Origin of the sequence: Streptomyces atroolivaceus, assembly GCF_000717025.1 — a bacterium.
GTDB classification, from domain to species: domain Bacteria; phylum Actinomycetota; class Actinomycetes; order Streptomycetales; family Streptomycetaceae; genus Streptomyces; species Streptomyces atroolivaceus.
Genome location: NZ_JNXG01000001.1, coordinates 630,055 through 653,212 on the forward strand (window position 1 = coordinate 630,055; position 23,158 = coordinate 653,212).

The window sequence follows — 23,158 nt, forward strand, 5'->3', positions numbered from 1 at the left end:
GCCGCTGCCGCTGCCGCTGCCGCTGCCGTTGTCCCGCACGGCACGCGTCGGCGCCCGGCCCGGGAGGAGCGCCGTCACGGATTCTGGCTCCAGGAAGATCGGGACGGGCCGCCGCGTGTGCCGGAATGCGATCCCGCTCACTGCCTCGAAGCCGCCCGCACAGAGCCGCCGGGCTTCGTGCGGCCGATCACGGCTCCGGGGCCCCGGTTCCGGCCGGGGAAAGTCGTCGCTGGTCATGGCCCGAGACTTCCGCCGGATCGCGGTCGTGAGCAGTGCACGGTGTCATCTCTGCTCATGACAAACGTCATGCGTCGACATTCCGAAACGTCAAAGGCCCCGGTCGATATCGACCGGGGCCTTTGAATCAAGAGCGGACGACCAGGTTCGAACTGGCGACCTCAACCTTGGCAAGGTTGCGCTCTACCAACTGAGCTACGTCCGCATTGCCGCCACTCGGCTTTCACCGGTGGAGCGCTCACTACTCTACCTGATCCACTCAGTGGTCCGGTAAGGCAGTGCAGAGCGGGTGACAGGAATTGCACACTGCGCCTTCCCCCTGGAAGGGGGATGTTCTACTACTGAACTACACCCGCACGCTGCGTCGGACCCGGCTTTTCGGCCTTGCCCTTCGGCGTGCTCCAGACTCTAGCCGACCTGCAGGGGTGTTGTGCAAGTCGGCTCCCCGAGGTGGCGCCGCGGGGCCCGTCGGGCACCGGAACGGAAGGGAGCATTCCGGGCATCGCCCTCAACTGGCTGCGGCGAACGCCTCGTAGACCTTCTTGGGGATCCGGCCGCGGGCCGGCACCTCCATCCGGTGCGAGCGGGCCCAGGCGCGCACGGCGGCGGGGTCCGGCGCGAGAGACGTGTGGTGGTACGCCACCGGAGCCCTGCCTCGCTTGCCGGTGTTTGTCTGCTTTCGGCCGGCGGCCACGTACGGGGCCAGCGTCTTCCGCAGTTTCTTTGCATTGGCGGGATTCAGGTCGATCTCGTACGACTTCCCGTCCAGGGCGAAGGTGACCGTTTCCGCCGCTTCTCCCCCGTCGATGTCGTCGGAGAGCGTAACCACTACACGCTGAGCCACGGATATCGGTCCTTTCCTACGGCACCGTCGCGCCTGACATGCGCGGATGCCGGCCTTCCGGCGGCTGGGCGGATACGGATCGACTGCTGTCGACTGTTCCGGGGCAATCGTGCTTTCCCGGGTATTCATTTGTACAGCGGCGGGCGTCGCATTGTGAAGCCCGGCTTATTACATCCGCGTGTTGCCTCCGTGTGCCCGCGGGCAATCAGGGTGAAGATTTTTTCCCAGGATTTTCCCCGGGCTTCGCCGCCCGTCGATATCTCGCCGTGATGAGGGCCCTCCGATATCTACCCGCGTAGAATTTCTGGCCAGGTACGCTGAGAGGACCCGCGGGGATCTGGGGAACCCCTCGGAGACACAGCCGCACCACACCACCGGGAGTGCCAGTGGCACGCGTCGTAGTCGACGTCATGCTCAAGCCGGAGATCCTCGACCCGCAGGGACAGGCTGTGCAGCGCGCACTGCCCCGTCTCGGCTTCGACGGAATCGCGGACGTTCGTCAGGGAAAGCGTTTCGAGCTCGAGGTCGAGGGGCCGGTCGACGATGCCGCCCTCGCCCGTATTAACGAGATGGCCGAGACCTTCCTCGCCAACACCGTCATCGAGGACTTCACCGTCAAGGTGGAGGAGGAGAAGTGACCACCCGTATCGGCGTCGTCACTTTTCCCGGCACGCTCGACGACCAGGACAGCCTGCGGGCCGTGCGGATCGCGGGTGGAGAACCCGTATCCCTCTGGCACCGTGACAAGGACCTGCACCAGGTCGACGCGGTGATCCTCGCGGGCGGATTCAGTTACGGCGACTATCTGCGCGCCGGCGCCATCTCGCGTTTCTCGCCGGTGATGGAGAGCGTCATCGAGCAGGCGAAGGCCGGCCTGCCGGTCCTCGGTATCTGCAACGGCTTCCAGATCCTGACCGAGGCACACCTGCTGCCCGGCGCGATGCTGCGCAACAACGACCTCCACTTCATCTGCCGCGACCAGAAGCTGCGGGTGGAGAACGCGGAGACCGCCTGGACCTCGGACTACACGGCGGGTCAGGAGATCTCCGTACCGCTGAAGAACGTGGACGGCCGGTACACCGCCGACGAGCGCACGCTCGACGCGCTGGAGGCCGAGGGCCGCGTCGCCTTCCGTTACGCCGACGTCAACCCGAACGGCTCGCTGCGCGACATCGCCGGCATCACCAACGCCGCGGGCAACGTCGTCGGTCTGATGCCGCACCCGGAGCACGCCGTCGAGCCGCTGATCGGTACCGGTCGCACCGACGGTCTGGGTTTCTTCACCTCGATCATCAAGAAGCTGGTCAACGCATGAGCCTGGACACGGTCAAGCACGCGGCCGAAACCCCGGACGCCGGGCAGCCCTGGAAGGAGCTCGGCCTCAAGGAGGACGAGTACGCCCGGATCCGCGAGATCCTGGGCCGCCGTCCCACCGGTGCCGAGCTCGCCATGTACTCCGTGATGTGGTCCGAGCACTGCTCGTACAAGAGCAGCAAGGTCCACCTCAAGCAGTTCGGTGAGAAGGTCCCCGCCAACGACGCGATGCTCGTCGGCATCGGCGAGAACGCGGGTGTGGTCGACGTCGGCCAGGGTTACGCGGTCACCTTCAAGGTCGAGTCGCACAACCACCCCTCGTACATCGAGCCCTACCAGGGCGCGGCCACCGGCGTGGGCGGAATCGTCCGCGACATCCTCGCCATGGGCGCCCGCCCGGTCGCGGTCGTCGACCCGCTGCGCTTCGGCGCGGCCGACCACCCCGACACCCGGCGGGTCCTGCCGGGCATCGTCGCGGGCATCGGCGGCTACGGGAACTGTCTCGGCCTGCCGAACATCGGCGGCGAGGTCGTCTTCGACGCCTGCTACCAGGGCAACCCGCTCGTCAACGCCGGCTGCATCGGCGTGATGAAGCACGAGGACATCCACCTGGCCCAGGCCTCCGGCCCCGGCAACAAGGTGATCCTCTACGGTGCCCGCACCGGCGGCGACGGCATCGGCGGCGTCTCCGTGCTGGCCTCGGAGACCTTCGACGACACCAAGCCCACCAAGCGCCCCGCCGTGCAGGTCGGCGACCCGTTCCAGGAGAAGCTCCTCATCGAGTGCACCCTGGAGATCTTCAAGGAGAAGCTCGTCGCGGGCATCCAGGACCTCGGCGGCGCCGGGCTCTCCTGCGCCACGAGCGAGCTGGCCTCCGCGGGCTCCGGCGGTATGCGCGTCGAGCTGGACACCGTGCCGCTGCGTGACTCCTCCCTCTCGCCCGAGGAGATCCTCATGAGCGAGTCGCAGGAGCGCATGTGCGCGATCGTCGAGCCGCAGCACGTGGACCGCTTCATGGAGATCTGCGAGAAGTGGGACGTCATCGCCACCGTCATCGGTGAGGTGACCGAGGGGTCGCAGCTGGAGATCTTCTGGCACGGCGAGCAGATCGTGGACGTACCGCCGCGGTCCGTGGCCCACGAGGGCCCGACGTACCACCGGCCCTACGCCCGCCCCTCGTGGCAGGACGCGCTGCAGGCCGACGACGCCGGCAAGCTGGCCCGTCCGGCGAACGGCGCGGAGCTGCGCGAGCAGGTCCTCGAGCTGGTCGGCTCCCCGAACCAGGCCTCCAAGTCCTGGATCACCGACCAGTACGACCGCTTCGTGCAGGGCAACACCGTCCTGGCGATGCCGGAGGACGCCGGCATGGTCCGGATCGACGAGAAGTCGAATCTCGGCGTGGCCATGGCGACCGACGGCAACGGCCGCTACGCCAAGCTCGACCCGTACACGGGCGCGCAGCTCGCGCTGGCCGAGTCCTACCGCAACGTCGCGGCGTCCGGTGCCAAGCCGCTCGCCATCTCCGACTGCCTGAACTTCGGTTCGCCGGAGGACCCGGACGTCATGTGGCAGTTCGCCGAGGCCACCCGTGGTCTCGCGGACGGCTGCCTGGAGCTGGGCACCCCGGTCACCGGCGGCAACGTGTCGCTGTACAACCAGACCGGCGAGACGGCGATCCACCCGACCCCGGTCGTGGCCGTCCTCGGCGTGATCGACGACGTCACCCGGCGTACGCCGGTCGCCTTCGCCGAAGAGGGGCAGCTGCTGTACCTCCTGGGCGACACCCGCGAGGAGTTCGGCGGTTCGGCCTGGTCCGAGGTCATCCACCAGCACCTCGGCGGCATGCCGCCGAAGGTGGACCTGGGCCGCGAGAAGCTCCTCGGCGAGATCCTGATCTCGGCCTCCCGCGACGGCATGATCGACGCGGCGCACGACCTCTCGGACGGGGGCCTGATCCAGGCGGTCACCGAGTCCTGCCTGCGCGGTGGGAAGGGTGCCCGGCTGGTCGTCCCGGAGGGGCTGGACGCCTTCACCTTCCTGTTCTCGGAGTCGGCGGGCCGCGCGGTCGTCTCGGTTCCGCGCAGCGAGGAGCTCCGCTTCAACGACATGTGCGGGGCGCGGGGACTGCCCGTGGCCCGGATCGGTGTCGTGGACGGCGAGGAGATCGAGATCCAGGGCGAGTTCAGCATTCCGCTGAGCGAGCTGCGCACGGCGCACGAGGGGACCCTGGAGGGTCTGTTCGCCTAGGTTCTGCCTGTACCCAAGCCCCCGCCCGGGTCGACCGGACGGGGGCTTCGGCGTTTCACCCCTACCTGTTGATTGAAATTACGTAATTACGTAAGGTGGATGTCATGAAGCTCGAGGAGCGCGTCGCCGAACTGGAGCGCCGCCTCGCGGTGCTGGAGTCGGCCGCCGGGAGCGCGAGGCCGGAGCTGGGCGTCGGGGACTTCTGGGCGCTGGACGGGCTGAAGGACCAGCTCGAGCAGGTCGGGGAGACCGCGGCCGACGGCGGGGTGCTGTTCACGGGCGCGGTGAGGCTGCCGGCCGGTGAGCGGTACGAGTGGCAGTACGGCGCGCTCACCGCGGGGCTCCTGGGCACGGACGAGGACCGTCCCGACTGGGCGGAAGCCGCCGAGCCCCTGGCCGCGCTCGGCCACCCGGTAAGGCTGCGGCTGCTCCGCGAGATCCTCGCGGGCAGGCGCACGGTCGCCGAGCTGGCCGGGCTCGACGAGACCGGAACGACCGGTCAGATCTACCACCACCTGCGCCAGCTGACCGTCGCGGGCTGGCTGCACACGACAGGGCGCGGGCGCTACGAGGTGCCGGGCGCCCGGGTGGTGCCGCTCCTGGTGGTTCTCACGGCCGCCCGGCCCTGAGGGGCGGGCGCCGAACGACACGAACGAGGGGGAACGTCATGTCCGTACGCAAAGCCGCGATGATCCTGCACCGCTGCTGCTGGGCCGTCTTCGTCGCACTGGTGGTGGTCACGGCCTTCACGGGCTCGCTCGACCCGTACGTCCTGGTGTTCCTGCCGGCAGTGGTGGCTCTTGTCATCGGGATCGTGGTGAACCGCTCCGGCGGTGCGGACACGGCGCATCCCCGCCCCGCCGTGGAGGTCGGGCCTCCGGTGACGGGCCGTTGGAGCGCGCTCAACAGTCCGGCCGACAAGGTCCCCAGCCACGGCACGCACGCCTACGGGCAGACGTACGCGATCGATGTCGTCGCCGAACCCGAGGGCCGGGACCGTCCCCCCTTCCGGTGGGTGTGGCCGGTCGTCCGCCCCAACCGTGACTTCCCGGCCTTCGGCTCCCCGCTGCTCGCGGTGGCGGACGGCACCGTCGTCCACGCGAGCGACGGGCAGCGTGACCACCTCAGCCGGAACTCGGGCCCGGCGCTCGCCTACCTGATGGTGATCGAGGCGTTCATCCGCGACCTGGCCGGCCCGGGCGGGATCTACGGCAACCGCGTCGTGCTCGACCTCGGTGACGGGACGTACGCCGCGTACGCCCACGTCCAGCGCGGCTCGCTCGAGGTGCGGGCCGGGGACACCGTCCGGGCCGGACAGCGGATCGCCCGCTGCGGGAACTCCGGCAACTCCACCGAGCCGCATGTGCACTTCCAGCTCATGGACCACCCGGACCTCGACAGGGCGCGCGGGATCCCCTTCACCTGGCGGGGCATCGGAGTACCCGCCGACGGCGAGGTCTTCGTCGCCGGTGAGGCCGTCAGCAGCGACTGGTAGCTTGCGGGCGTCACGCGTTGTCGTCGTACGGGGGCAGGGGCCATGGACGGTAAGCACGCTCCCGGGGAGCCCGGGCCCGTGGGGGAGCCGGCCGGACGCGGGCGCGTGCGGAAGGCCCTGAACGCGCTGTTCTGCATGGTCGCGGTGGCGGGGATCGGCTTGAGCATCTGGGCGATCGTCACGCAGGTGTCCGACCTCCGGGCCCGGGCCGAGAGCCGGGAGCTCATCGAGGAGGGGTGCGGTGGCCTCGTCGATCCCGACCCGGTGCTCGGACTGCACGTCGGCACCGACCGCGTGGAACTCGCGGACCGTTACCAGGTCGACACCGCCCGGCGGGTCAGCAACTGCGTCGTCTACCGCGTGGGCGATCCGGGGACGACGTACGGGCACTTCGCCCTGACACTCACCATGTACCCGGCGGACCCGAACGCCGACGAACGCCATGTCGCGCTCGACGACAAGCCCTTCGACCTCCGGCGCGGAGGCGGGGACGACATCGCGGCCGCGGCGGACGAGGCCGTGCCGCACCCCCTGGGCGACGGCGGACTCGGTGAGTACGAGAGCCACCTGGTGACGGCCAGGGCCCTGTGCGGGGACGGAGGCGATATCTCCTCCGTCGAGGCCTCGGCCGTCGCCAAGTACGCGGACGTCGCCACGCCCGAGGACCGCCGCACGCTCGCGGTTCTGGCGCGGCAGGCCGTGGAGAGGGCTGCCGAGGAACAGGGGTGCTCCACCGAACTCCCCGCACTGCCCGCCGAGTTCCCCGAGCCGGCGTTCGCCCTCCGCCCGGCGGCCGAGGCCGGCGGGACGTGCGCCTGGTACGGCCGTCTCATAGCCGCCGAGGGACGTGGCTCGCTTCCCGACCGCGCACTCGCCGCGCCGGCCGGGAAGGCGAGCTCCCACGACGCCTGCCTGCTCGCGCTCGGCGAGGACGAGACCCGGAGGGTCTGGCCCGCGTACGAGAAGAGCACGGAGCGCCCGCGGGACCTCGAGATCGTGCTCTCGGGCTCTCCCCTGTGGATGAAGACCGAGACCCTCGTCGGCGACGGCACCAGAGGAGTGCGGACCGGCGTGCTGGGCCGGACCGCGATCCGCCCCGGCAGCGCGGGTACGGACGAGTTCGCCTGGTGGGCCTCCTCCGTCTGCGACGGCCGGCCCGCCCTGCACGTGATGCAGGTGGCCTACCCGTACGACCACATCCTCCGCGACCGGCTGGAGCCCGTCTTCCGGGCGTACGTCGACGACGCCACCGCGCGCCGGGGCTGTACCGGCCTCACCTTTCCCGAGGCCTCGGACTTCGCCAGGAGTTGAGCATCCGGAGGGAGCACGATGTCACAGGCGCCGGTTAGTCTCGCCCGTATGCCCCCGGCCAAGAAGCGCCCGCGCGCCTACGACCTCAGCCGGACCCGCAGCGCGGTCCTGGCCCAGTTCGACCGCGTCCGGGAGGCGGTGGCCGCGCTGACGGAGGACCAGCTGGCCGGTGCGTCCGGGCTGGGGGAGTGGACCGTACGGGACCTCGCGGCGCACGTGACGACGGCTCTGGAGCGGGTCAGCCGTGAACTGGAGCTGCCGGAGCCGCCCGGTGCCAGGCCGCAGCTCACCCTGGTCGAGTGGCCCTTCTCCACGGCGGCACGGGCCGAGGGGATCGCGGACGACGCCAGGACCCTGGCCGCGGCCAGGCCCGGCCTCGACGCGCTGTACGAGGAGACGGCGGCCCGGTTCGCGGAGCTGGTGCCCGCCGACGCCGGTGACCGGCTGGTGACGACCCGGGCAGGCACGATGCGGCTGGGCGACTTCCTGGTCACCCGCACCGTCGAGCTCGTCGTCCACACCGACGATCTCCACCGCGCGACCGGCCTCGACATCCCGTACGACCGCCAGGCGCTCGCCGCCTGCACCCGGCTGCTCGCCGACGCCCTCGCGGACAAGGCGCCCGGTGGCTCCGTCGAGGTGCGCGTCCCGCCCTTCGCCGTCGTCCAGTGCATCGGCGGGCCCAAGCACACCCGGGGCACGCCGCCGAACGTCGTGGAGACGGACCCGCTCACCTGGGTGCGGCTGGCCACCGGACGTACGAAGTGGGCGGAGGAGCTCGAAGCGGCGCGGGTCAGCGCCAGCGGGGAGCGGGCCGACCTCACCCCGTTGCTCCCGCTGATGGGCTGAGGGGAACCGGATCGCCCACTCGATCCGTCCCAGGGCCATGCGCACACAACGTATGGCTGTCAGCGTCCTTGCCGTCCTGGCCACCCTCACCCTCGCCGCGTGCGGTACGGATCCGGGCACCGGAGCGGGATCCGGTGAGTCCGGAGACGGCAGCGGCACCGTGCGGACCGGGCCACCCGTGACCGGGGTCCACTGGACCGTGTCCTCCCTGACCGTCGACGGGAAGAAGACCGCTGCCCCCGCCGGCGCCCACGTCGAGATCGGCTCCGACGGGAAGGCCACGGGCAGTCTGGGCTGCAACCGCTTCACCGCCGAGGCCGCCGTCGACGGCGACAAGGTCACCGTCGGGCCCGGCACGACCACCGAAATGGCGTGCGACGAGGACGTCCAGGCCTTCGAGAAGGCGATGGGCCGTGCTTTCAGCGGCGAGCTCCGGGCCGCTGTCGCGGGCCGGGGCGACGCGAAGACCCTGACCCTGACCACCGGAGCAGGCGACTCCATCGCACTCACCTCCGAGCCTCCCGCCCCGCTGGCCGGGACCGCCTGGAAGGTCACCGGGCTCGTGTCCGGCAGCGTCGCCGCCTCCCTGCCCGCCGGTACGGAGAACAAGGCGCACCTCACCTTCGGCAAGGACGGCTCGGTGGAGGGGAACCTCGGCTGCAACTCCTTCCACGGCAAGGCCACGGTCTCCGGCTCCACGCTCACCTTCGGCCCGCTCGCCTCCACCCGGAAGATGTGCCCGGGTCCCGAGATGGACCTGGAACGCGCGCTGCGGGGCGTACTGGAGGGGAGGACGACGTACGAGATCGAGCACCGCTCTCTGTCGATCGAGGCCGAGAGCGGCAAGGGCCTCCACGCGTCCGCCCCGGCGGCCAGGGGCTGACCGGCCGGGGCTCGTCCGCGGGGACGCCGAGGTGCTCAGGAACCCGTCGGATACGGGAGCAGCCCGGAGTCCGTCCTCTCCCACGACGCCCGCAGCTCGGCCAGCAGCTCAGGTTCGGCCGCCGCGCGGTCGGCCTGTTCGCGCTGGTCGTCGGCCAGGTTGAACAGCTGGTCGGTCCCGTTCCTCCCGCGGTAGTACTTCCAGTCGCCGCGCCGCAGTGCCCGCTCCCCGCGCACCCGCCAGAACAGGTCGCGTTCCTTCGGTGCCTCGTCGCGCAGCAGATATCCCGCGAGGCTGATGCCGTCCAGCGGGTGGGCAGGGTCCGGTCGCGCCCCACCGAGCTCCAGCAGGGTCGCCGTCCAGTCGGGGGAGAACACCGGGAGATCGCTGACCTGGTGACCGTCGATGCGCGCGGGCCAGCGCAGCACCGAGGGGATACGGATGCCGCCCTCCTGGAGCGAGCTCTTGTTGCCGGAGAGCGGCCAGTTGTAGGAGAAGCGCTCGCCGCCGTTGTCGCTGGCGAAGAAGACGAGGGTGTCCTCCTCCTGGCCCGACCGCTTCAGCGCCTTCAGCACCTCGCCGACCGAGCGGTCGAGGTCCTCGACCATCTCCGTGTACTTCTCGATCGAGCCGCCGTCGGCGTGCCGCAGGGCGCCCCGGTCGCCCGCCTTGATCCGGCGGACGACCTCGGCACTGGCCTCCGTGTCGCCGTCGGCGATCCACGGCCAGTGCGGTGTGGTGAAGTTCAGGTTGAGCAGCCACGGCTTGTCGTGGTCACGCCGCACGTATTCGCTCGCGCGCTCCGTCAGGATCCGGGTGTAGTAGCGCAGGTCCTTGTATTCGGCATCGCCCTCGTACAGGTCGTACTCGCCGCTCAGACCGAGCTTGGAGTAGTACTCCAGGGCTCCGCCGAAGTTGCCGAAGAACTCGTCGTAGCCCGACTTGGTCGGGCTGTAGTCGGGCAGGTAGCCGCAGTGCCACTTGCCGATCAGTGCGGTCGAGTAGCCGGCGCCGCGGAGCAGGGAGGCCAGCGTCGGGTGGGTGGGCTCCAGCCCCACCGACCTGTTGGCTATGGGCTCCGCGAGCCCGCCCTTCGTGCGCCCCGGATAGCGCCCCGTGTAGAGGCTGAACCGGGTGGGGGAGCAGGTTGCCGACCCCGAGTAGGAGTCGGTGAAGCGCACGCCCTGGCGCCCGATCCGGTCCAGGTTGGGAGTGCGGATGTGCGGAGCCCCGTACGAGGAGAGATCGGCCCAGCCGAGGTCGTCGCCGAGGATGAACAGGATGTTGGGGCGTCGTGAGTGCCTGCCGCGGGCGGCACGGAAGGGACGTTCCCGCGTCACCGCGTCGGAGGCCGTCCCGGTGGCGGCGGCTGCTGGGACGGCGGCCTGTATCCCCGCGGCGGTGGCGGCGGTCGCGCCCACGGCTGTGGTGAAGGCGCGTCGGCTCAGCGACGAGCCGGATCGCTTATCCGAACTCGTATTCGAATCGCGAGAGGTCATGAGGTCTCCAGGGAGGGCCTCGGGCGCCGGTCGACGGACAGGGCGCGAGGGGGATGGGTGCGACCGCCCCGTCGGGAAGGGCGCACGAGCGGGCGCACCTGGTCACGAGGGGGCGTAGAAGAAGGGGAGCGGAATGGCGTGCACGCGTGCCGGAGTCCGAGGCGTAAGCCCTACGGAAGGCTCTCGGGGCGCGGCAGGCTCAGGCGCGGCGACAGATCGCGCTCGCGACACGGCCCAGATCGACGTGGCGGCGCTCCACGAGCGTGACCGAAAGATCACCGAGGGGCTGCATGAGGAAGGAGCCTGCCAACGGGCCATGGGCCTGTCAACGGTGGTCTCGTACTGCGGACGGCTGTCCCGCGGGCCCTGGGGCCGCCCGGGGCCTGTGGACCCTCGGTGGCAGCCGGGCCGGACCGGGCCGCAGGCAGCTCCGGACGGGCTTCCAGGCCCCCGGCCGAGGACTCGCGGTGTGAGGCTCACCACGAAACGAGCGTTCGGCCACCGGCGGCTCCGCCCGGCGTCCCGGCTCACCGAGCGCCACGACGGGCGTGCTCCCGGCGCGCGGCGCCCTACGTGCCCGACCCGTCGGTAACCGCCGTCTGTCCCGGCCGTCGGCCGCCTCGAGCCCACTCGGGGCAAGGGCGGGAACACCTCCTCGATCACGCGGGGTGACCGGATGACGTCGGTGGCCGCCGGCCCGGAAACCGTCACGCCGCCCCGTCCGGAGCCGGTGCCGGGCGCTCACCCAATTCGGACCGGTGGTCGATCTCGCCTACACTCGGTGGCGTGCCTCGTGGTGATGGACGACTCAACCACGACCTGCTCCCCGGAGAGAAAGGCCCCCAGGACGCTTGTGGCGTCTTCGGTGTCTGGGCTCCGGGTGAAGAGGTCGCCAAGCTCACCTATTTCGGACTGTATGCCCTGCAGCACCGTGGACAGGAGTCCGCGGGCATCGCAGTGAGCAACGGGTCCCAGATCCTGGTCTTCAAGGACATGGGACTGGTCTCGCAGGTCTTCGACGAAACGTCTCTGGGATCGCTCCAGGGCCATATCGCGGTCGGTCATGCCCGCTACTCCACCACCGGTGCCTCGGTGTGGGAGAACGCGCAGCCGACGTTCCGTGCCACCGCGCACGGCTCGATCGCCCTGGGGCACAACGGCAACCTGGTCAATACGGCCCAGCTCGCCGAGATGGTCGCCGACCTTCCTCGCAAGGACGGCCGTGCCACCCAGGTCGCGGCGACCAACGACACCGACCTGGTGACCGCGCTGCTCGCCGGCCAGAGAGACGACGACGACAAGCCGCTCACCATCGAGGAAGCCGCCGCGAAGGTGCTCCCCGAGGTCAAGGGCGCCTTCTCGCTCGTCTTCATGGATGAGCACACCCTCTACGCCGCCCGTGACCCGCAGGGCATCCGCCCGCTGGTCCTCGGCCGGCTCGAGCGTGGCTGGGTGGTGGCCTCCGAGTCCGCCGCCCTCGACATCTGCGGTGCCAGCTACGTCCGCGAGATCGAGCCGGGCGAGCTCGTCGCCATCGACGAGAACGGCCTGCGCACCTCCCGCTTCGCAGAAGCGAAGCCCAAGGGCTGCGTCTTCGAATACGTCTACCTGGCCCGTCCCGACACCGACATCGCCGGGCGGAACGTCTACCTCTCCCGGGTGGAGATGGGCAGGAAGCTGGCGGCCGAGGCTCCCGTCGAAGCCGATCTGGTCATAGCGACGCCGGAATCCGGAACGCCCGCCGCGATCGGTTACGCCGAAGCGAGCGGAATTCCGTTCGGAGCCGGTCTGGTCAAGAACGCCTATGTGGGCCGTACCTTCATCCAGCCTTCGCAGACCATCCGCCAGCTGGGTATCCGGCTGAAGCTGAATCCGCTGAAGGAAGTCATCAAGGGCAAGCGCCTGGTGGTCGTCGACGACTCGATCGTCCGCGGCAACACCCAGCGCGCCCTGGTGAGGATGCTCCGCGAGGCGGGCGCCGCAGAGATCCACATCCGGATCTCCTCCCCGCCCGTCAAGTGGCCCTGCTTCTTCGGCATCGACTTCGCGACGCGCGCCGAGCTGATCGCCAACGGCATGTCCGTGGACGAGATCGCCACCTCCATGGGTGCCGACTCCCTCGCGTACATCTCGCTCGACGCGATGGTCGAGGCGACGACGATCGCCAAGCCGAACCTGTGCCGCGCCTGCTTCGACGGCGAATACCCGATGGAGCTTCCGGACCCGGAGCTGCTCGGCAAGCAGCTGCTGGAGACCGAGCTGGCGGCCGGCCCCGCCGCGACCGCGGCGGCCGACGCACTGCGTCGTCCGTGACCCGGACCGACCGGCTGCTTCCCCACCAGCCCCGTATTCCCACACGAAAGATCCCGGGCAATGTCTGAGACAACAGGTGCTTCCTACGCTGCGGCGGGCGTCGACATCGAAGCCGGTGACCGCGCCGTCGAGCTGATGAAGGAGTGGGTGAAGAAGACGCAGCGCCCCGAGGTCGCGGGCCTCGGCGGCCTCGGCGGGTTCGCCGGCCTCTTCGACGCCTCGGCGCTCAAGCGTTACGAGCGCCCCCTGCTCGCCTCCGCCACCGACGGCGTCGGCACGAAGGTCGATCTGGCCCGCCAGATGGGCGTGTACGACACCATCGGGCACGACCTCGTCGGCATGGTCGTCGACGACCTGGTCGTCTGCGGCGCGGAGCCGCTCTTCATGACCGACTACATCTGTGTCGGCAAGGTGCATCCCGAGCGTGTCGCGGCCATCGTGAAGGGCATCGCCGAGGGCTGCGTCCTCGCGGGCTGCGCCCTGGTCGGCGGCGAGACGGCCGAGCACCCCGGCCTGCTGGGCCCGGACGACTTCGATGTCGCGGGCGCCGGCACGGGCGTGGTCGAGGCCGACCGGCTGCTGGGTCCGGACCGTATCCGTAAGGGTGACGCCGTGATCGCCATGGCATCGTCCGGTCTTCACTCGAACGGGTACTCGCTCGTGCGCCACGTGGTCTTCGACCGGGCCGGCTGGACCCTGGACCGCGAGGTCGAGGAGTTCGGCAGGACGCTCGGCGAGGAGCTCCTCGTGCCCACGAGGATCTACTCCCTCGACTGTCTGGCGCTGACCCGGACGACCGAGGTGCACGGCTTCAGCCACGTGACCGGCGGTGGCCTGGCCAACAACCTGGCCCGGGTGATCCCGGACGGGCTGCACGCCACGGTGGACCGTGCCACCTGGACGCCCGGTGCCGTCTTCGACCTGGTGGGCAAGGCCGGCAAGGTCGAGCAGCTGGAGCTGGAGAAGACGCTCAACATGGGCGTCGGCATGATCGCGGTCGTCCCGGCCGACTCGGTGGACGCGGCTCTGACGACGCTGGCCGACCGGGGTGTCGACTCCTGGGTCGCCGGTGAGATCACCGAGCGCGGCGACCACGCCACGGGTGCCGAGCTGACCGGAAGCTACGCACGGTAGAACGCCATGACCGTCGGTCCGGCACACCACCGGACCGGCGGGGGGCGGCGCCGGCAGCTGGTCCGCTCGTCGTGGGAGCGCCCACCGTCCGTCCGTACCGGGACAACACAGAACCCGGTCCGGGCAGGCCCGGACCGGGTTGATGTGTCAGCGCGAGGTCAAGCGCCGCGGCGCTGTGACGACGGACCGGACTGGTCGTCCTCGTCCGCGTCCTCGTCGTCGTTGTACTGATCCGCGTACTGTGCGTACGGGTCATCTTCCTCGTCGTCGTCCTCGAACGGCTCGGCGTTCGGTGGTTGACTCGAAGGTGATGCGCCCAGCTCATTGGCCAGACGCGACAGATCAGTCCCGCCGCTGCTGTACTTCAGCTGACGGGCGACCTTGGTCTGCTTGGCCTTTGCCCGGCCGCGCCCCATGGCTCGACCCCCTCGGTGACGGGGCTCGACGGCCCCAGAGTCTTGACACGCGTTCATGTTTCAGGACGGACTCTCGGCAGAGAGACCGCGCCCGTGGCTTTAACGGTACCTGCTTCCTCGGCCATACGGTACGCCGCCCGCATCACGCGCCTCGGTGCAGGACCGCAGAGGAGCCCGTCCTCGCTGGTCAAACCCGATTTTAACCTCTTGTGGACGGCCGACCCGCCGACCGGAGTGAGTCTTGTCTCCCTCGCGGCCCGCCGGCCGTCCGCCGCCCCCGGCGTGGCCTCCGTCACCGGGCATTCCCCACAGACCGGTGACGGAGGGGCGACGTGGCGGTTACGCGTCAGCGACGGCGGGCGTCCGCCATCCGCTGTTCGGCGATCCGGTCGGCCGCCGCGGCCGGCGGGATTCCATCAGCCTTCGCACGTGCGAATATGGCCAGCGTGGTGTCGAAGATCTTCGCGGCTTTCGCCTTGCAGCGGTCGAAGTCGAAACCATGGAGCTCATCGGCGACCTGGATCACGCCACCTGCGTTCACCACGTAGTCCGGTGCGTACAGAACCGATCGGTCGGCCAGATCCTTCTCGACGCCGGGATGCGCGAGCTGGTTGTTGGCCGCGCCGCACACCACCTTGGCGGTGAGCACGGGGACGCTCTCGTCGTTCAGCGCGCCGCCGAGCGCGCAAGGGGCGTAGATGTCGAGCCCCTCGGTCCGGATGAGAGCGTCCGTGTCCAGGGCCACCGAGACCTCGGGATGCAGGTCGGTGACCCGGCGTACGGCTTCCTCGCGCACATCCGTCACGACGACCTCGGCGCCGTCGCTCAACAGGTGCTCGACCAGGTGGTGGCCGACCTTGCCGACGCCCGCGACACCGACCTTGCGGCCACGGAGCGTGGGGTCGCCCCACAGGTGCTGGGCGGAGGCCCGCATGCCCTGGAAGACGCCGAAGGCGGTGAGGACGGAGGAGTCACCCGCGCCGCCGTTCTCGGGGGAGCGGCCGGTGGTCCAGCGGCACTCCCGGGCGACGACGTCCATGTCCGCGACGTACGTGCCCACATCACAGGCGGTCACATACCGCCCGCCGAGCGAGGCCACGAAGCGTCCGTAGGCCAGGAGCAGTTTCTCGGACTTGATCCGGCCAGGATCGCCGATGATGACGGCCTTGCCGCCGCCGTGGTCGAGACCGGCCATGGCGTTCTTGTACGACATACCGCGCGCCAGGTTCAGCGCGTCCGCGACGGCCTCCTCCTCGGAGGCGTACGGATAGAAGCGGGTCCCGCCGAGGGCCGGGCCCAGGGCGGTGGAGTGGAGGGCGATGACGGCCTTGAGGCCGCTGGCACGGTCCTGGCAGATCACGACTTGCTCGTGGCCCCCCTGATCCGAGTGGAACAGGGTGCGCAGGATGCCGTCGGTCACATCGGTCACTGTGGTGACTCCCAAGTACGAAGCGGCGGAAGACCCTCCTGAAGGTGGGGAGGGTCCGGGCCGGCCGCCACCGGCCGGTCCGATGGGCAAGAGCGTAAGTCCTCGTGACGCGTAGATCTGTTCCCCTGACCGGGATCACCCCCCTGTGGAGTACCGGCGTGACACGATTCACCGCATGTCGGTGGTGTCTTCGGTGCTCGTCCCTTACGCGTCCTACCTGCGGGTGTACGAGCCGCTCGCCGCCTTCCGCGAACCCGAACGGGGCCACTGGACGCGTTACGCCCGGCGCTCCGACCTCCCCACGGCACAGGACGAACTGCGCCGCTCGCTCGCAGACCTGGTTCCCACCCCGCCGGTGGCGGTGCCGGTGCACGAGAGCGGGGACGCGTTCGTCGCGTCGGTCGACGGCGTGATCTGCGTCTGCCCGTGGCGGACCCGGATGCGGGGCTGGCTGGCCATGAGTGAACTGGGGGGTCTGTTTCCGGCCACTGTGCTGGACGCGGTGCTGCCCCCGGTGGTGCGAGGACAGGCGGCCGCGGACTACGAGCGGTGGGCCGAGCGGAACCCGGACGCCCGCCCCTGGATCCGGACCACGGTGTGGCATGTGCCGGTGCGCTGGTTCGTCCTGTTCGACGACGAGGAGCGGGAGTACGTCGCCGCCGGCGCGGACGGCGGCGGGCTGCTGCGGTACCGGACCCCCATGGTGCAGGCCAGGCGCCGGCTGGCGAGAGCGCTGCGGACGCTGCGGGAGACCGTCGACGAGGGCCCGCTGACCGAAGGGCTCGTGGAGGTCGGGCGATGGCTGGAGGAGTTCCATCCACGCGCCATGGTCGAGCTGGACTACGGCGGCCTCGTCCACGCGCTGAGCGGCGAGCAGCTCGCCGCGGACCGGTCGGCGGCGGATGTGGCCGAGGGCATCGCGGCGCTGCGCTCGGGGGACGGCGACGCGGCAGGTGTCGCGTACGCGCGTCTGGCCGACCGTTGGCGAGCGGTGCGTGACCTACAATCCTCCAACTAGCCCGAAGCGGTGTTAATTGGAACGCATCGTCGCATAGAGCCGCTATCCGCAGGGAAGAGACATCCCGGGAGGTGCCCGGCATCGTGGGCGCCGAGGGAGCCCGGCGGAGGTGAACGGAGATGTCCTGAGGGGAACTGACGGCCCGTGAACCGGCGTCGGGTGTGACGCGTGCGACAGGTGGGGCGGGAAGCCGTCCAGGAGGGCCCGGGACCTACGTCCTGAACCGGGCCTTTGCCTCAAGCGTGACGGATAGCACTAACGGGGCCCTTGCGCCCTTCCCTACTCCTCATGCCAAAATAGGACAAGGAGTCCGGGGAGGGCTCTGTCCGCCCAACTATGGGCGGAATGCACAGCATTGCGCGCTATGGGGGGTCTGACGACTTCTGACGACTCCTGATTGTCCTGTGACTGATCGTTACTGGGGCGTGACTGTCCGCTATGGCATGGTCCATCGGCTTCCGTCGCTGATGAACACCTGGGAGGGCAATTCCATCGGTTTGGCCGACGTGGCTGGACGGATGGTGTAGTTGTAGTGCCGAAGACAAGCCGTTCGTCCTATAACCGACTCGGCCCGCGTCCGCCATTTCGGGCAACGCGGGTCAAGGTGCAGAATTTAGAGGAAAGAACCGAGATGGTTCGGTTCTCCCGAGGAGGCCGCTCATGACCGCTCGCACCCCTGATGCCGAGCCGCTGCTGACCCCGGCTGAGGTCGCCACGATGTTCCGCGTGGACCCGAAGACGGTCACCCGTTGGGCAAAGGCTGGCAAGCTCACGTCCATCCGCACGCTCGGTGGGCATCGCCGGTACCGCGAGGCAGAGGTCCGCGCACTGCTTGCGGGTATTCCGCAGCAGCGCAGCGAGGCCTGACACACCCCCTGTCGCCGCAGCCACAACAGGGCGCCGGTGGGTCCCCCAACCCCCGGTTTTCCCACTCATAGCTCCATACGACGGGCGCCTGCCCCAACGGGTGCCATGCCTGTGACATGCGGGTACGTCGTTCGATCGCGCTGGACTCCGCCGGGTCCAGCGCGATCTTTTTTGTGCCCGGCAGGTGCGGAGGGCGTCCGCGAGAAGGCGGCGCGGGGAGGCTTTTGGCATGCCGGGAAGGGGCCCGGCGAGTGCCCGAACGGTCCGGTCCTCTGCCCGAACCTGCCGACGGGTCGGTTTGCGGGGAGGCCGCGTGCGACCGTGAGCGGGCCTGTTCGGGGCTGTTCGCCCGGGTCCCGGACGTCGTGGGGCGGCTCGGGCGGAACGGTCCGGGATGTGCTTCGGCGGCAGTGCAATTGCACATATTAAATTCGCCAGTTGTAGGAAGTGCGTAAAGTACCCCCCGCGCAAAACTGATTCGGTGACTCCCGTCACACCGGCGTCGTCCCGCTCACTACGAGCCTGCCACCGCGCGGGGGTGCTTGGCTGCGGCAGATGGTCATGTCGCGCGAGGACTTTCGTCCCCCGTGCCGCTACCTGCCCCGCTCCCGGCCCCCGCCGTCGCCGCCTCCGCCGCCGTCTGCCGGGGGCGGAGGCGGAGGAACTGCCGCGGAGTCGCTCCCGGGGGCTCGGGGGCGGCTCTCCGGGGCCGGCGGTGGCTCGGCGGCATCGCCGGGCTTCCGGGGTGCGCGCGGCGCCTGTGGGGCCGTCAGGGGCTCCATGGCGAGCCGCAGCAGGCGATGGCAGATCGGACAGTGCCGGGTGAGGTGGCGGTAGCCGGAAGCGGCCGCCAGGTGGGCGCGCAGCAGCGCGCGGGTCTCGTGCCTTTCCGTGGGCGCAGACATGCGTGCGGCCTCCCGGTGGGACCGGCCACCCGGCGTCGAGGGAACAAGGGTGGACTCCGTCCTACGGAGTTACCCGTGGCGGAAGTCGGCGTCAAGACGCACGGAAGCCCGGATCCAGGGGATCCGGGCTTCCGTTACTGCGGTCCTGACGGGATTTGAACCCGCGGCCTCCACCTTGACAGGGTGGCGAGCACTCCAAACTGCTCCACAGGACCAGGTTTTCGCTGCCTGCCTTGCGGCCTGCTGCGAATCCAGACTGTACAGGAGGTCCGAGGGCCAGGTCGAACTCACTCACCGTGCGGACGTCGTCACGGCCCCGCGGGGTGCCTGCTCACGGAGCGGCCGCGTCGATCGCCTTCACGATCCGCTTGTCCGAGACGGGCTGCGCGGTGCCCAGCGCGTGCGCGAAGTAGCTCACCCGCAGCTCCTCGATCATCCAGCGGATGTCCAGGACCTCCTGGGGCACCGGCCGTCCCTGGGGCAGCTGTTCGAGCAGCCAGGCGTACTCGTCCTGCATCTCGTGGACCTTCTCCATACGCGTGGTGTCGCGCTGGACGTTCGTCGGCATCTGCTGCAGCCTGCGGTCCTCGGCGACCAGGTAGCGCATCAGGTCGGGCAGTCTCCGCAGTCCGGTCGCGGTGACGAACCCGGGCGGCACGAGGCGCGCCAGGTGGTCCCGTACGTCCGTGACGTTGTTGATCAGGACCAGGCTGTTCGTCGACTTCAGCCGGCGCTCGCAGGCCTGCCAGGCGGCCAGGATCTGCTGCACCTGGCCGATCGTGCGGACGGTGAGGTCCACGAGGTCGGCGCGCACCTTGTCGTACAGCTTCCGGAACGACGCCTCGTCCCAGGCCGGGCCGCCGTGCGCGGCGATGAGCCGGTCGGCCGCCGCCGTCGCGCAGTCGTCGAACAGCGCCTGGATGGAGCCGTGCGGATTGCGGGACAGCGCCAGCTTCTGCTGGTTGGTGAGCTTGTCCGAGGCGAACTTGGCCGGGTTCACCGGGATGTTCAGCAGGATCAGCTTCCGGGTGCCCCGCCACATCGCCTGCTGCTGCTCGGCCTCGGTGTCGAAGAGCCGTACGGCCACGCTCTCGCCCTGGTCGACGAGTGCCGGGTAGGCCTTGACCGGCTGGCCCGCGCGACGGGTCTCGAAGACACGGTTCAGGGTGCCGATGGTCCAGTCGGTGAGGCCCGAACGCTCGATGGACTCTCCCGAGGGGCCCGCGGTGGCCGCGGCGGCCTTGGAGAGGGCCTGGCGGGCCTTGGGGCGCAGCTGGAGCTTCAGCGCCTCCAGATCCTTGTCCTCGGCGACCTTGCGGCGCCGTTCGTCGGTGATGCGGAAAGTGATCTTCAGGTGGTCCGGGACCCGGGACAGGTCGAAGTCGTCCGCCGTGACCGGGACGCCCACCATCCGCTGGAGCTCACGGGCGAGCGTCAGCGGCAGGGGCTCCTGCAGGGGGACCGCACGGTCCAGGAACTTCGCCGCGTAGTCCGGTGCGGGGACGTAGTGCCGCCGGATCGGCTTGGGCAGTGAGCGGATCAGCTCGGTGACCACCTCCGGGCGCAGGCCCGGGATCTGCCAGTCGAAGCCCTCGGCGGTGACCTGGTTGAGCACCTGGAGCGGGATGTGGACGGTCACACCGTCGGCGTCCGCGCCCGGCTCGAACTGGTAGGTCACCCGGAACTTGAGCTTCCCCTGCCGCCAGGAGTCCGGGTAGTCGTCCTTGGTGACGGCTCCGGCCTTCTCGTTGATGAGCATCGAGCGCTCGAAGTCGAGCGCGTCCGGCTCGTCACGGCGCTTGTGCTTCCACCAGGAGTCGAAGTGGGCGCCGGAGACGATGTGCTCGGGGATCCGCTGATCGTAGAAGTCGAAGAGCGTCTCGTCGTCCACGAGGATGTCGCGGCGCCGCGCGCGGTGCTCCAACTCCTCGACCTCACCGAGCAGTTTGCGGTTGTCATGGAAGAACTGGTGGTGTGTGCGCCAGTCCCCCTCGACCAGGGCGTTGCGGATGAACAGATCGCGCGACGCCTCCTGGTCGATACGGCCGAAATTGATCTTGCGCTGGGCGACGATCGGTACCCCGTAGAGCGTGACCCGCTCGTACGCCATCACCGCGGCCTGGTCCTTCTCCCAGTGCGGTTCGCTGTAGGTCCGCTTCAGCAGGTGCTGGGCGAGTGGCTCGATCCACTCCGGCTCGACCTTCGCGTTGACCCGCGCCCACAGCCGGGACGTCTCGACCAGCTCGGCCGACATCACGAAGCGCGGCTGCTTCTTGAACAGCGCGGAACCGGGGAAGATCGCGAACTTGGCGCTGCGGGCGCCCAGGTACTCGTTCTTCTCGGTGTCCTTCAGCCCGATGTGCGACAGCAGGCCGGCCAGCAGCGAGGTGTGCACCGACTGTTCCGGCGCGTCGGCACCCGTCGAGGACTCCTTGACCTCGATCCCCATCTGCTTGGCGACCGTTCGCAGCTGGGCGTAGATGTCCTGCCACTCACGGATCCGCAGGAAGTTCAGGTACTCCTGCTTGCACATCCGGCGGAAGCTGGAGGAGCCGCGCTCCTTCTGCTGTTCCCGGATGTAGCGCCACAGGTTCAGGAACGCCAGGAAGTCGGACGTCTCGTCCTTGAAGCGGGCGTGGTTCTGATCGGCCTGGGTCTGCTTCTCCGAGGGACGCTCACGAGGGTCCTGGATGGACAGGGCCGCCGCGATGACCATGACCTCGCGTGCGCAGCCGTTCTTCTCGGCTTCGATGACCATGCGGGCCAGGCGCGGGTCGACGGGCAGCTGGGAGAGCTTGCGGCCCAGCGGCGTGAGGCGCTTCTTCGGATCCTTCTCCGCCGGGTCGAGCGCGCCCAGCTCCTGGAGCAGCTGGACGCCGTCGCGGATGTTGCGGTGGTCCGGCGGGTCGATGAAGGGGAACTTCTCGATGTCACCGAGGCCGGCCGCGGTCATCTGGAGGATGACGGAGGCCAGGTTGGTCCTCAGGATCTCGGGGTCGGTGAACTCGGGACGGGTGACGAAGTCGTCCTCGGAGTACAGCCGGATGCAGATGCCGTCCGACGTACGGCCGCAGCGGCCCTTGCGCTGGTTGGCGCTGGCCTGGGAGATCCGCTCGATCGGCAGCCGCTGGACCTTGGTGCGGTGGCTGTAGCGGGAGATGCGGGCGTTGCCCGGGTCGATCACGTACTTGATGCCGGGGACGGTCAGCGAGGTCTCGGCGACGTTCGTGGCGAGGACGATGCGGCGTCCGGTGTGGCGCTGGAACACGCGGTGCTGCTCGGCGTGCGAGAGGCGCGCGTAGAGGGGGAGCACCTCGGTGTGTCTGAGGTTGCGTTTGTTCAGGGCGTCAGCCGTGTCGCGGATCTCCCGCTCCCCGGAGAGGAAGACCAGGACATCGCCCGGGGCCTCGTGGTCCAGCTCGTCGACGGCGTCGCAGATCGCTGTGATCTGGTCGCGGTCGGAGTCGTCGCCCTCCTCCTCGAGGAGGGGCCGGTAGCGCACCTCCACCGGATAAGTACGTCCGCTGACCTCCACGATCGGTGCCTCGCCGAAGTGCTTGGCGAAGCGTTCCGGGTCGATGGTCGCCGACGTGATGACGACCTTCAGATCGGGGCGCTTGGGCAGCAGCCGGGCCAGGTAGCCGAGCAGGAAGTCGATGTTCAGCGACCGCTCGTGGGCCTCGTCGATGATGATCGTGTCGTAGGCGAGGAGCTCGCGGTCCGTCTGGATCTCGGCCAGCAGGATGCCGTCCGTCATCAGCTTCACGAAGGTCGCGTCCGGATTCACCTGGTCGGTGAAGCGCACCTTCCAGCCGACGGCCTCGCCGAGCGGGGTGTCCAGCTCGTCGGCGACGCGCTCGGCGACCGTGCGCGCGGCGATCCGGCGGGGCTGGGTGTGACCGATCATGCCCCGGACGCCACGGCCCAGCTCCATGCAGATCTTGGGGATCTGGGTGGTCTTGCCCGAGCCGGTCTCACCCGCGACGATCACGACCTGGTGGTCGCGTATCGCCTCCAGGATCTCGTCCTTCTTCTGGCTGACCGGAAGTTGCTCCGGGTACGAGAGGGCGGGCATCCGCGCGGCGCGTCCTGCGAGCCGCTCGGCTGCCTTCCCGGCCTCGGCGGAGATCTCGTCCAGCACGGACTGGCGGGCCTCCGGCTTGCGGATGCGACGGGCACCCTCGAGGCGGCGGCCGAGCCGGTGCGCGTCGCGGAGCGAGAGCTGCCCGAGCTGGGTCTGGAGATCGGCGAAGGAAGTAGACATACGGACCCCAGGATCTCACCCGCGCGCGAGGAGTGGCGAACGTATTTCGTCCGGGCCGCGTCACACCGAACCGGGAGGGCTCCGCCGCGGCACCGGTGACCGAGCGGGAGGGCGCGGCCACAGGACGTACCAT

At 69.7% G+C, this 23,158-nt stretch carries 19 protein-coding genes and 3 tRNA genes; 12 read left to right on the forward strand and 10 right to left on the reverse strand.

The window, feature by feature from the left end:
* Positions 1–369: 369 nt before the first annotated feature.
* From OO67_RS02800 to OO67_RS02810, 3 genes are all read right to left on the reverse strand, one after another.
* Positions 370–442 (reverse strand) — tRNA-Gly (locus OO67_RS02800).
* 79 nt (positions 443–521) lie between these two features.
* Positions 522–593 (reverse strand) — tRNA-Gly (locus tag OO67_RS02805).
* Between the two features lie 152 nt (positions 594–745).
* Entirely contained in the window at positions 746–1,081 is a 336-nt protein-coding gene (locus OO67_RS02810; protein ID WP_078597576.1) for a histone-like nucleoid-structuring protein Lsr2, read from the reverse strand.
* Between the two features lie 386 nt (positions 1,082–1,467).
* Between OO67_RS02810 and purS the strand changes: the two genes are divergently transcribed.
* From purS to OO67_RS02850, 8 genes are all read left to right on the forward strand, one after another.
* On the forward strand, positions 1,468–1,719 hold the full coding sequence (gene purS, locus OO67_RS02815) for a phosphoribosylformylglycinamidine synthase subunit PurS (RefSeq protein WP_033296931.1): 252 nt from the start codon (positions 1,468–1,470) through the stop codon (positions 1,717–1,719).
* On the forward strand, positions 1,716–2,396 hold the full coding sequence (purQ, locus tag OO67_RS02820; RefSeq protein WP_033296932.1) for a phosphoribosylformylglycinamidine synthase subunit PurQ: 681 nt from the start codon (positions 1,716–1,718) through the stop codon (positions 2,394–2,396). Before purS ends, purQ begins: the two co-directional genes overlap by 4 nt.
* Entirely contained in the window at positions 2,393–4,642 is a 2,250-nt protein-coding gene (gene purL / locus OO67_RS02825; RefSeq protein ID WP_033296933.1) for a phosphoribosylformylglycinamidine synthase subunit PurL, read from the forward strand. The genes purQ and purL overlap by 4 nt, the downstream gene beginning before the upstream one ends.
* A 104-nt stretch (positions 4,643–4,746) precedes the next feature.
* A complete protein-coding gene (locus tag OO67_RS02830; protein ID WP_033296934.1) occupies positions 4,747–5,271 on the forward strand; it encodes an ArsR/SmtB family transcription factor in 525 nt (174 codons plus the stop codon).
* A 38-nt stretch (positions 5,272–5,309) separates the two neighbouring features.
* Positions 5,310–6,137 (forward strand): M23 family metallopeptidase, encoded by an 828-nt coding sequence (locus tag OO67_RS02835; protein ID WP_033296935.1) that lies wholly within the window; start codon positions 5,310–5,312, stop codon positions 6,135–6,137.
* A gap of 105 nt (positions 6,138–6,242) precedes the next feature.
* Positions 6,243–7,448: a hypothetical protein gene (locus OO67_RS39505; RefSeq protein WP_244300008.1), complete on the forward strand. Its 1,206-nt coding sequence runs from the start codon at positions 6,243–6,245 to the stop codon at positions 7,446–7,448.
* A gap of 48 nt (positions 7,449–7,496) precedes the next feature.
* Entirely contained in the window at positions 7,497–8,297 is an 801-nt protein-coding gene (locus OO67_RS02845) for a maleylpyruvate isomerase family mycothiol-dependent enzyme (protein WP_033296936.1), read from the forward strand.
* Positions 8,298–8,334: 37 nt separating this feature from the next.
* Positions 8,335–9,180: an META domain-containing protein gene (locus tag OO67_RS02850; protein WP_033296937.1), complete on the forward strand. Its 846-nt coding sequence runs from the start codon at positions 8,335–8,337 to the stop codon at positions 9,178–9,180.
* Positions 9,181–9,215: 35 nt separating this feature from the next.
* Here OO67_RS02850 and OO67_RS02855 read toward each other — a convergent pair whose 3' ends face one another.
* A complete protein-coding gene (locus tag OO67_RS02855) occupies positions 9,216–10,679 on the reverse strand; it encodes a sulfatase family protein (protein ID WP_033296938.1) in 1,464 nt (487 codons plus the stop codon).
* Between the two features lie 199 nt (positions 10,680–10,878).
* Positions 10,879–10,971: a putative leader peptide gene (locus OO67_RS40755; protein WP_359415444.1), complete on the reverse strand. Its 93-nt coding sequence runs from the start codon at positions 10,969–10,971 to the stop codon at positions 10,879–10,881.
* 494 nt (positions 10,972–11,465) lie between these two features.
* Between OO67_RS40755 and purF the strand changes: the two genes are divergently transcribed.
* Both purF and purM read left to right on the forward strand, forming a co-directional pair.
* Entirely contained in the window at positions 11,466–12,992 is a 1,527-nt protein-coding gene (gene purF / locus OO67_RS02860; protein WP_033296939.1) for an amidophosphoribosyltransferase, read from the forward strand.
* A gap of 60 nt (positions 12,993–13,052) precedes the next feature.
* Positions 13,053–14,126 carry a phosphoribosylformylglycinamidine cyclo-ligase gene (gene purM / locus OO67_RS02865; RefSeq protein ID WP_033296940.1) on the forward strand — a complete coding sequence of 358 codons (1,074 nt, stop codon included), beginning with the start codon at positions 13,053–13,055 and terminating at the stop codon, positions 14,124–14,126.
* Positions 14,127–14,284: 158 nt separating this feature from the next.
* Here the strand turns inward: purM and OO67_RS02870 are convergent, their stop codons facing one another.
* Both OO67_RS02870 and OO67_RS02875 read right to left on the reverse strand, forming a co-directional pair.
* Complete coding sequence (locus OO67_RS02870) at positions 14,285–14,542, reverse strand: DUF3073 domain-containing protein (RefSeq protein WP_033296941.1); 258 nt, start codon at positions 14,540–14,542, stop codon at positions 14,285–14,287.
* A gap of 346 nt (positions 14,543–14,888) precedes the next feature.
* Positions 14,889–15,971 carry a Leu/Phe/Val dehydrogenase gene (locus tag OO67_RS02875; protein ID WP_078597578.1) on the reverse strand — a complete coding sequence of 361 codons (1,083 nt, stop codon included), beginning with the start codon at positions 15,969–15,971 and terminating at the stop codon, positions 14,889–14,891.
* A gap of 175 nt (positions 15,972–16,146) precedes the next feature.
* On the opposite strand from OO67_RS02875, the gene OO67_RS02880 reads away from it, so the two are divergent.
* Together OO67_RS02880 and bldC are read left to right on the forward strand one after the other, a co-directional pair.
* Positions 16,147–16,989 (forward strand): DUF8083 family protein, encoded by an 843-nt coding sequence (locus tag OO67_RS02880; RefSeq protein WP_033296943.1) that lies wholly within the window; start codon positions 16,147–16,149, stop codon positions 16,987–16,989.
* A 660-nt stretch (positions 16,990–17,649) separates the two neighbouring features.
* Positions 17,650–17,856, forward strand: coding sequence for a developmental transcriptional regulator BldC (bldC, locus tag OO67_RS02885; protein ID WP_003949541.1), 207 nt, complete (start codon positions 17,650–17,652; stop codon positions 17,854–17,856).
* Positions 17,857–18,449: 593 nt separating this feature from the next.
* On the opposite strand, the gene OO67_RS39510 is transcribed toward bldC, so the two are convergent.
* The 3 genes from OO67_RS39510 to hrpA all read right to left on the reverse strand — a co-directional run bounded on the left by OO67_RS39510 (position 18,450) and on the right by hrpA (position 23,025).
* Positions 18,450–18,761: a DUF6274 family protein gene (locus OO67_RS39510; RefSeq protein ID WP_078597582.1), complete on the reverse strand. Its 312-nt coding sequence runs from the start codon at positions 18,759–18,761 to the stop codon at positions 18,450–18,452.
* Positions 18,762–18,901: 140 nt separating this feature from the next.
* Positions 18,902–18,976 (reverse strand) — tRNA-Asp (locus OO67_RS02890).
* Between the two features lie 116 nt (positions 18,977–19,092).
* A complete protein-coding gene (gene hrpA / locus OO67_RS02895; RefSeq protein WP_033296944.1) occupies positions 19,093–23,025 on the reverse strand; it encodes an ATP-dependent RNA helicase HrpA in 3,933 nt (1,310 codons plus the stop codon).
* Between the last annotated feature and the right edge of the window lie 133 nt (positions 23,026–23,158).

Excerpts from the sequence above, each read along its gene's own strand:
- OO67_RS39510 (WP_078597582.1), bottom strand. The coding sequence starts at position 18,761 with ATGTCTGCGCCCACGGAAAGGCACGAGACCCGCGCGCTGCTGCGCGCC.
- purL (WP_033296933.1), top strand. The coding sequence starts at position 2,393 with ATGAGCCTGGACACGGTCAAGCACGCGGCCGAAACCCCGGACGCCGGG.
- OO67_RS02870 (WP_033296941.1), bottom strand. The coding sequence starts at position 14,542 with ATGGGGCGCGGCCGGGCAAAGGCCAAGCAGACCAAGGTCGCCCGTCAG.
- OO67_RS02880 (WP_033296943.1), top strand. The coding sequence starts at position 16,147 with ATGTCGGTGGTGTCTTCGGTGCTCGTCCCTTACGCGTCCTACCTGCGG.
- OO67_RS02855 (WP_033296938.1), bottom strand. The coding sequence starts at position 10,679 with ATGACCTCTCGCGATTCGAATACGAGTTCGGATAAGCGATCCGGCTCG.
- OO67_RS02830 (WP_033296934.1), top strand. The coding sequence starts at position 4,747 with ATGAAGCTCGAGGAGCGCGTCGCCGAACTGGAGCGCCGCCTCGCGGTG.
- OO67_RS02835 (WP_033296935.1), top strand. The coding sequence starts at position 5,310 with ATGTCCGTACGCAAAGCCGCGATGATCCTGCACCGCTGCTGCTGGGCC.
- hrpA (WP_033296944.1), bottom strand. The coding sequence starts at position 23,025 with ATGTCTACTTCCTTCGCCGATCTCCAGACCCAGCTCGGGCAGCTCTCG.
- OO67_RS02850 (WP_033296937.1), top strand. The coding sequence starts at position 8,335 with ATGCGCACACAACGTATGGCTGTCAGCGTCCTTGCCGTCCTGGCCACC.
- bldC (WP_003949541.1), top strand. The coding sequence starts at position 17,650 with ATGACCGCTCGCACCCCTGATGCCGAGCCGCTGCTGACCCCGGCTGAG.
- OO67_RS40755 (WP_359415444.1), bottom strand. The coding sequence starts at position 10,971 with ATGCAGCCCCTCGGTGATCTTTCGGTCACGCTCGTGGAGCGCCGCCAC.
- OO67_RS02845 (WP_033296936.1), top strand. The coding sequence starts at position 7,497 with ATGCCCCCGGCCAAGAAGCGCCCGCGCGCCTACGACCTCAGCCGGACC.
- purM (WP_033296940.1), top strand. The coding sequence starts at position 13,053 with ATGTCTGAGACAACAGGTGCTTCCTACGCTGCGGCGGGCGTCGACATC.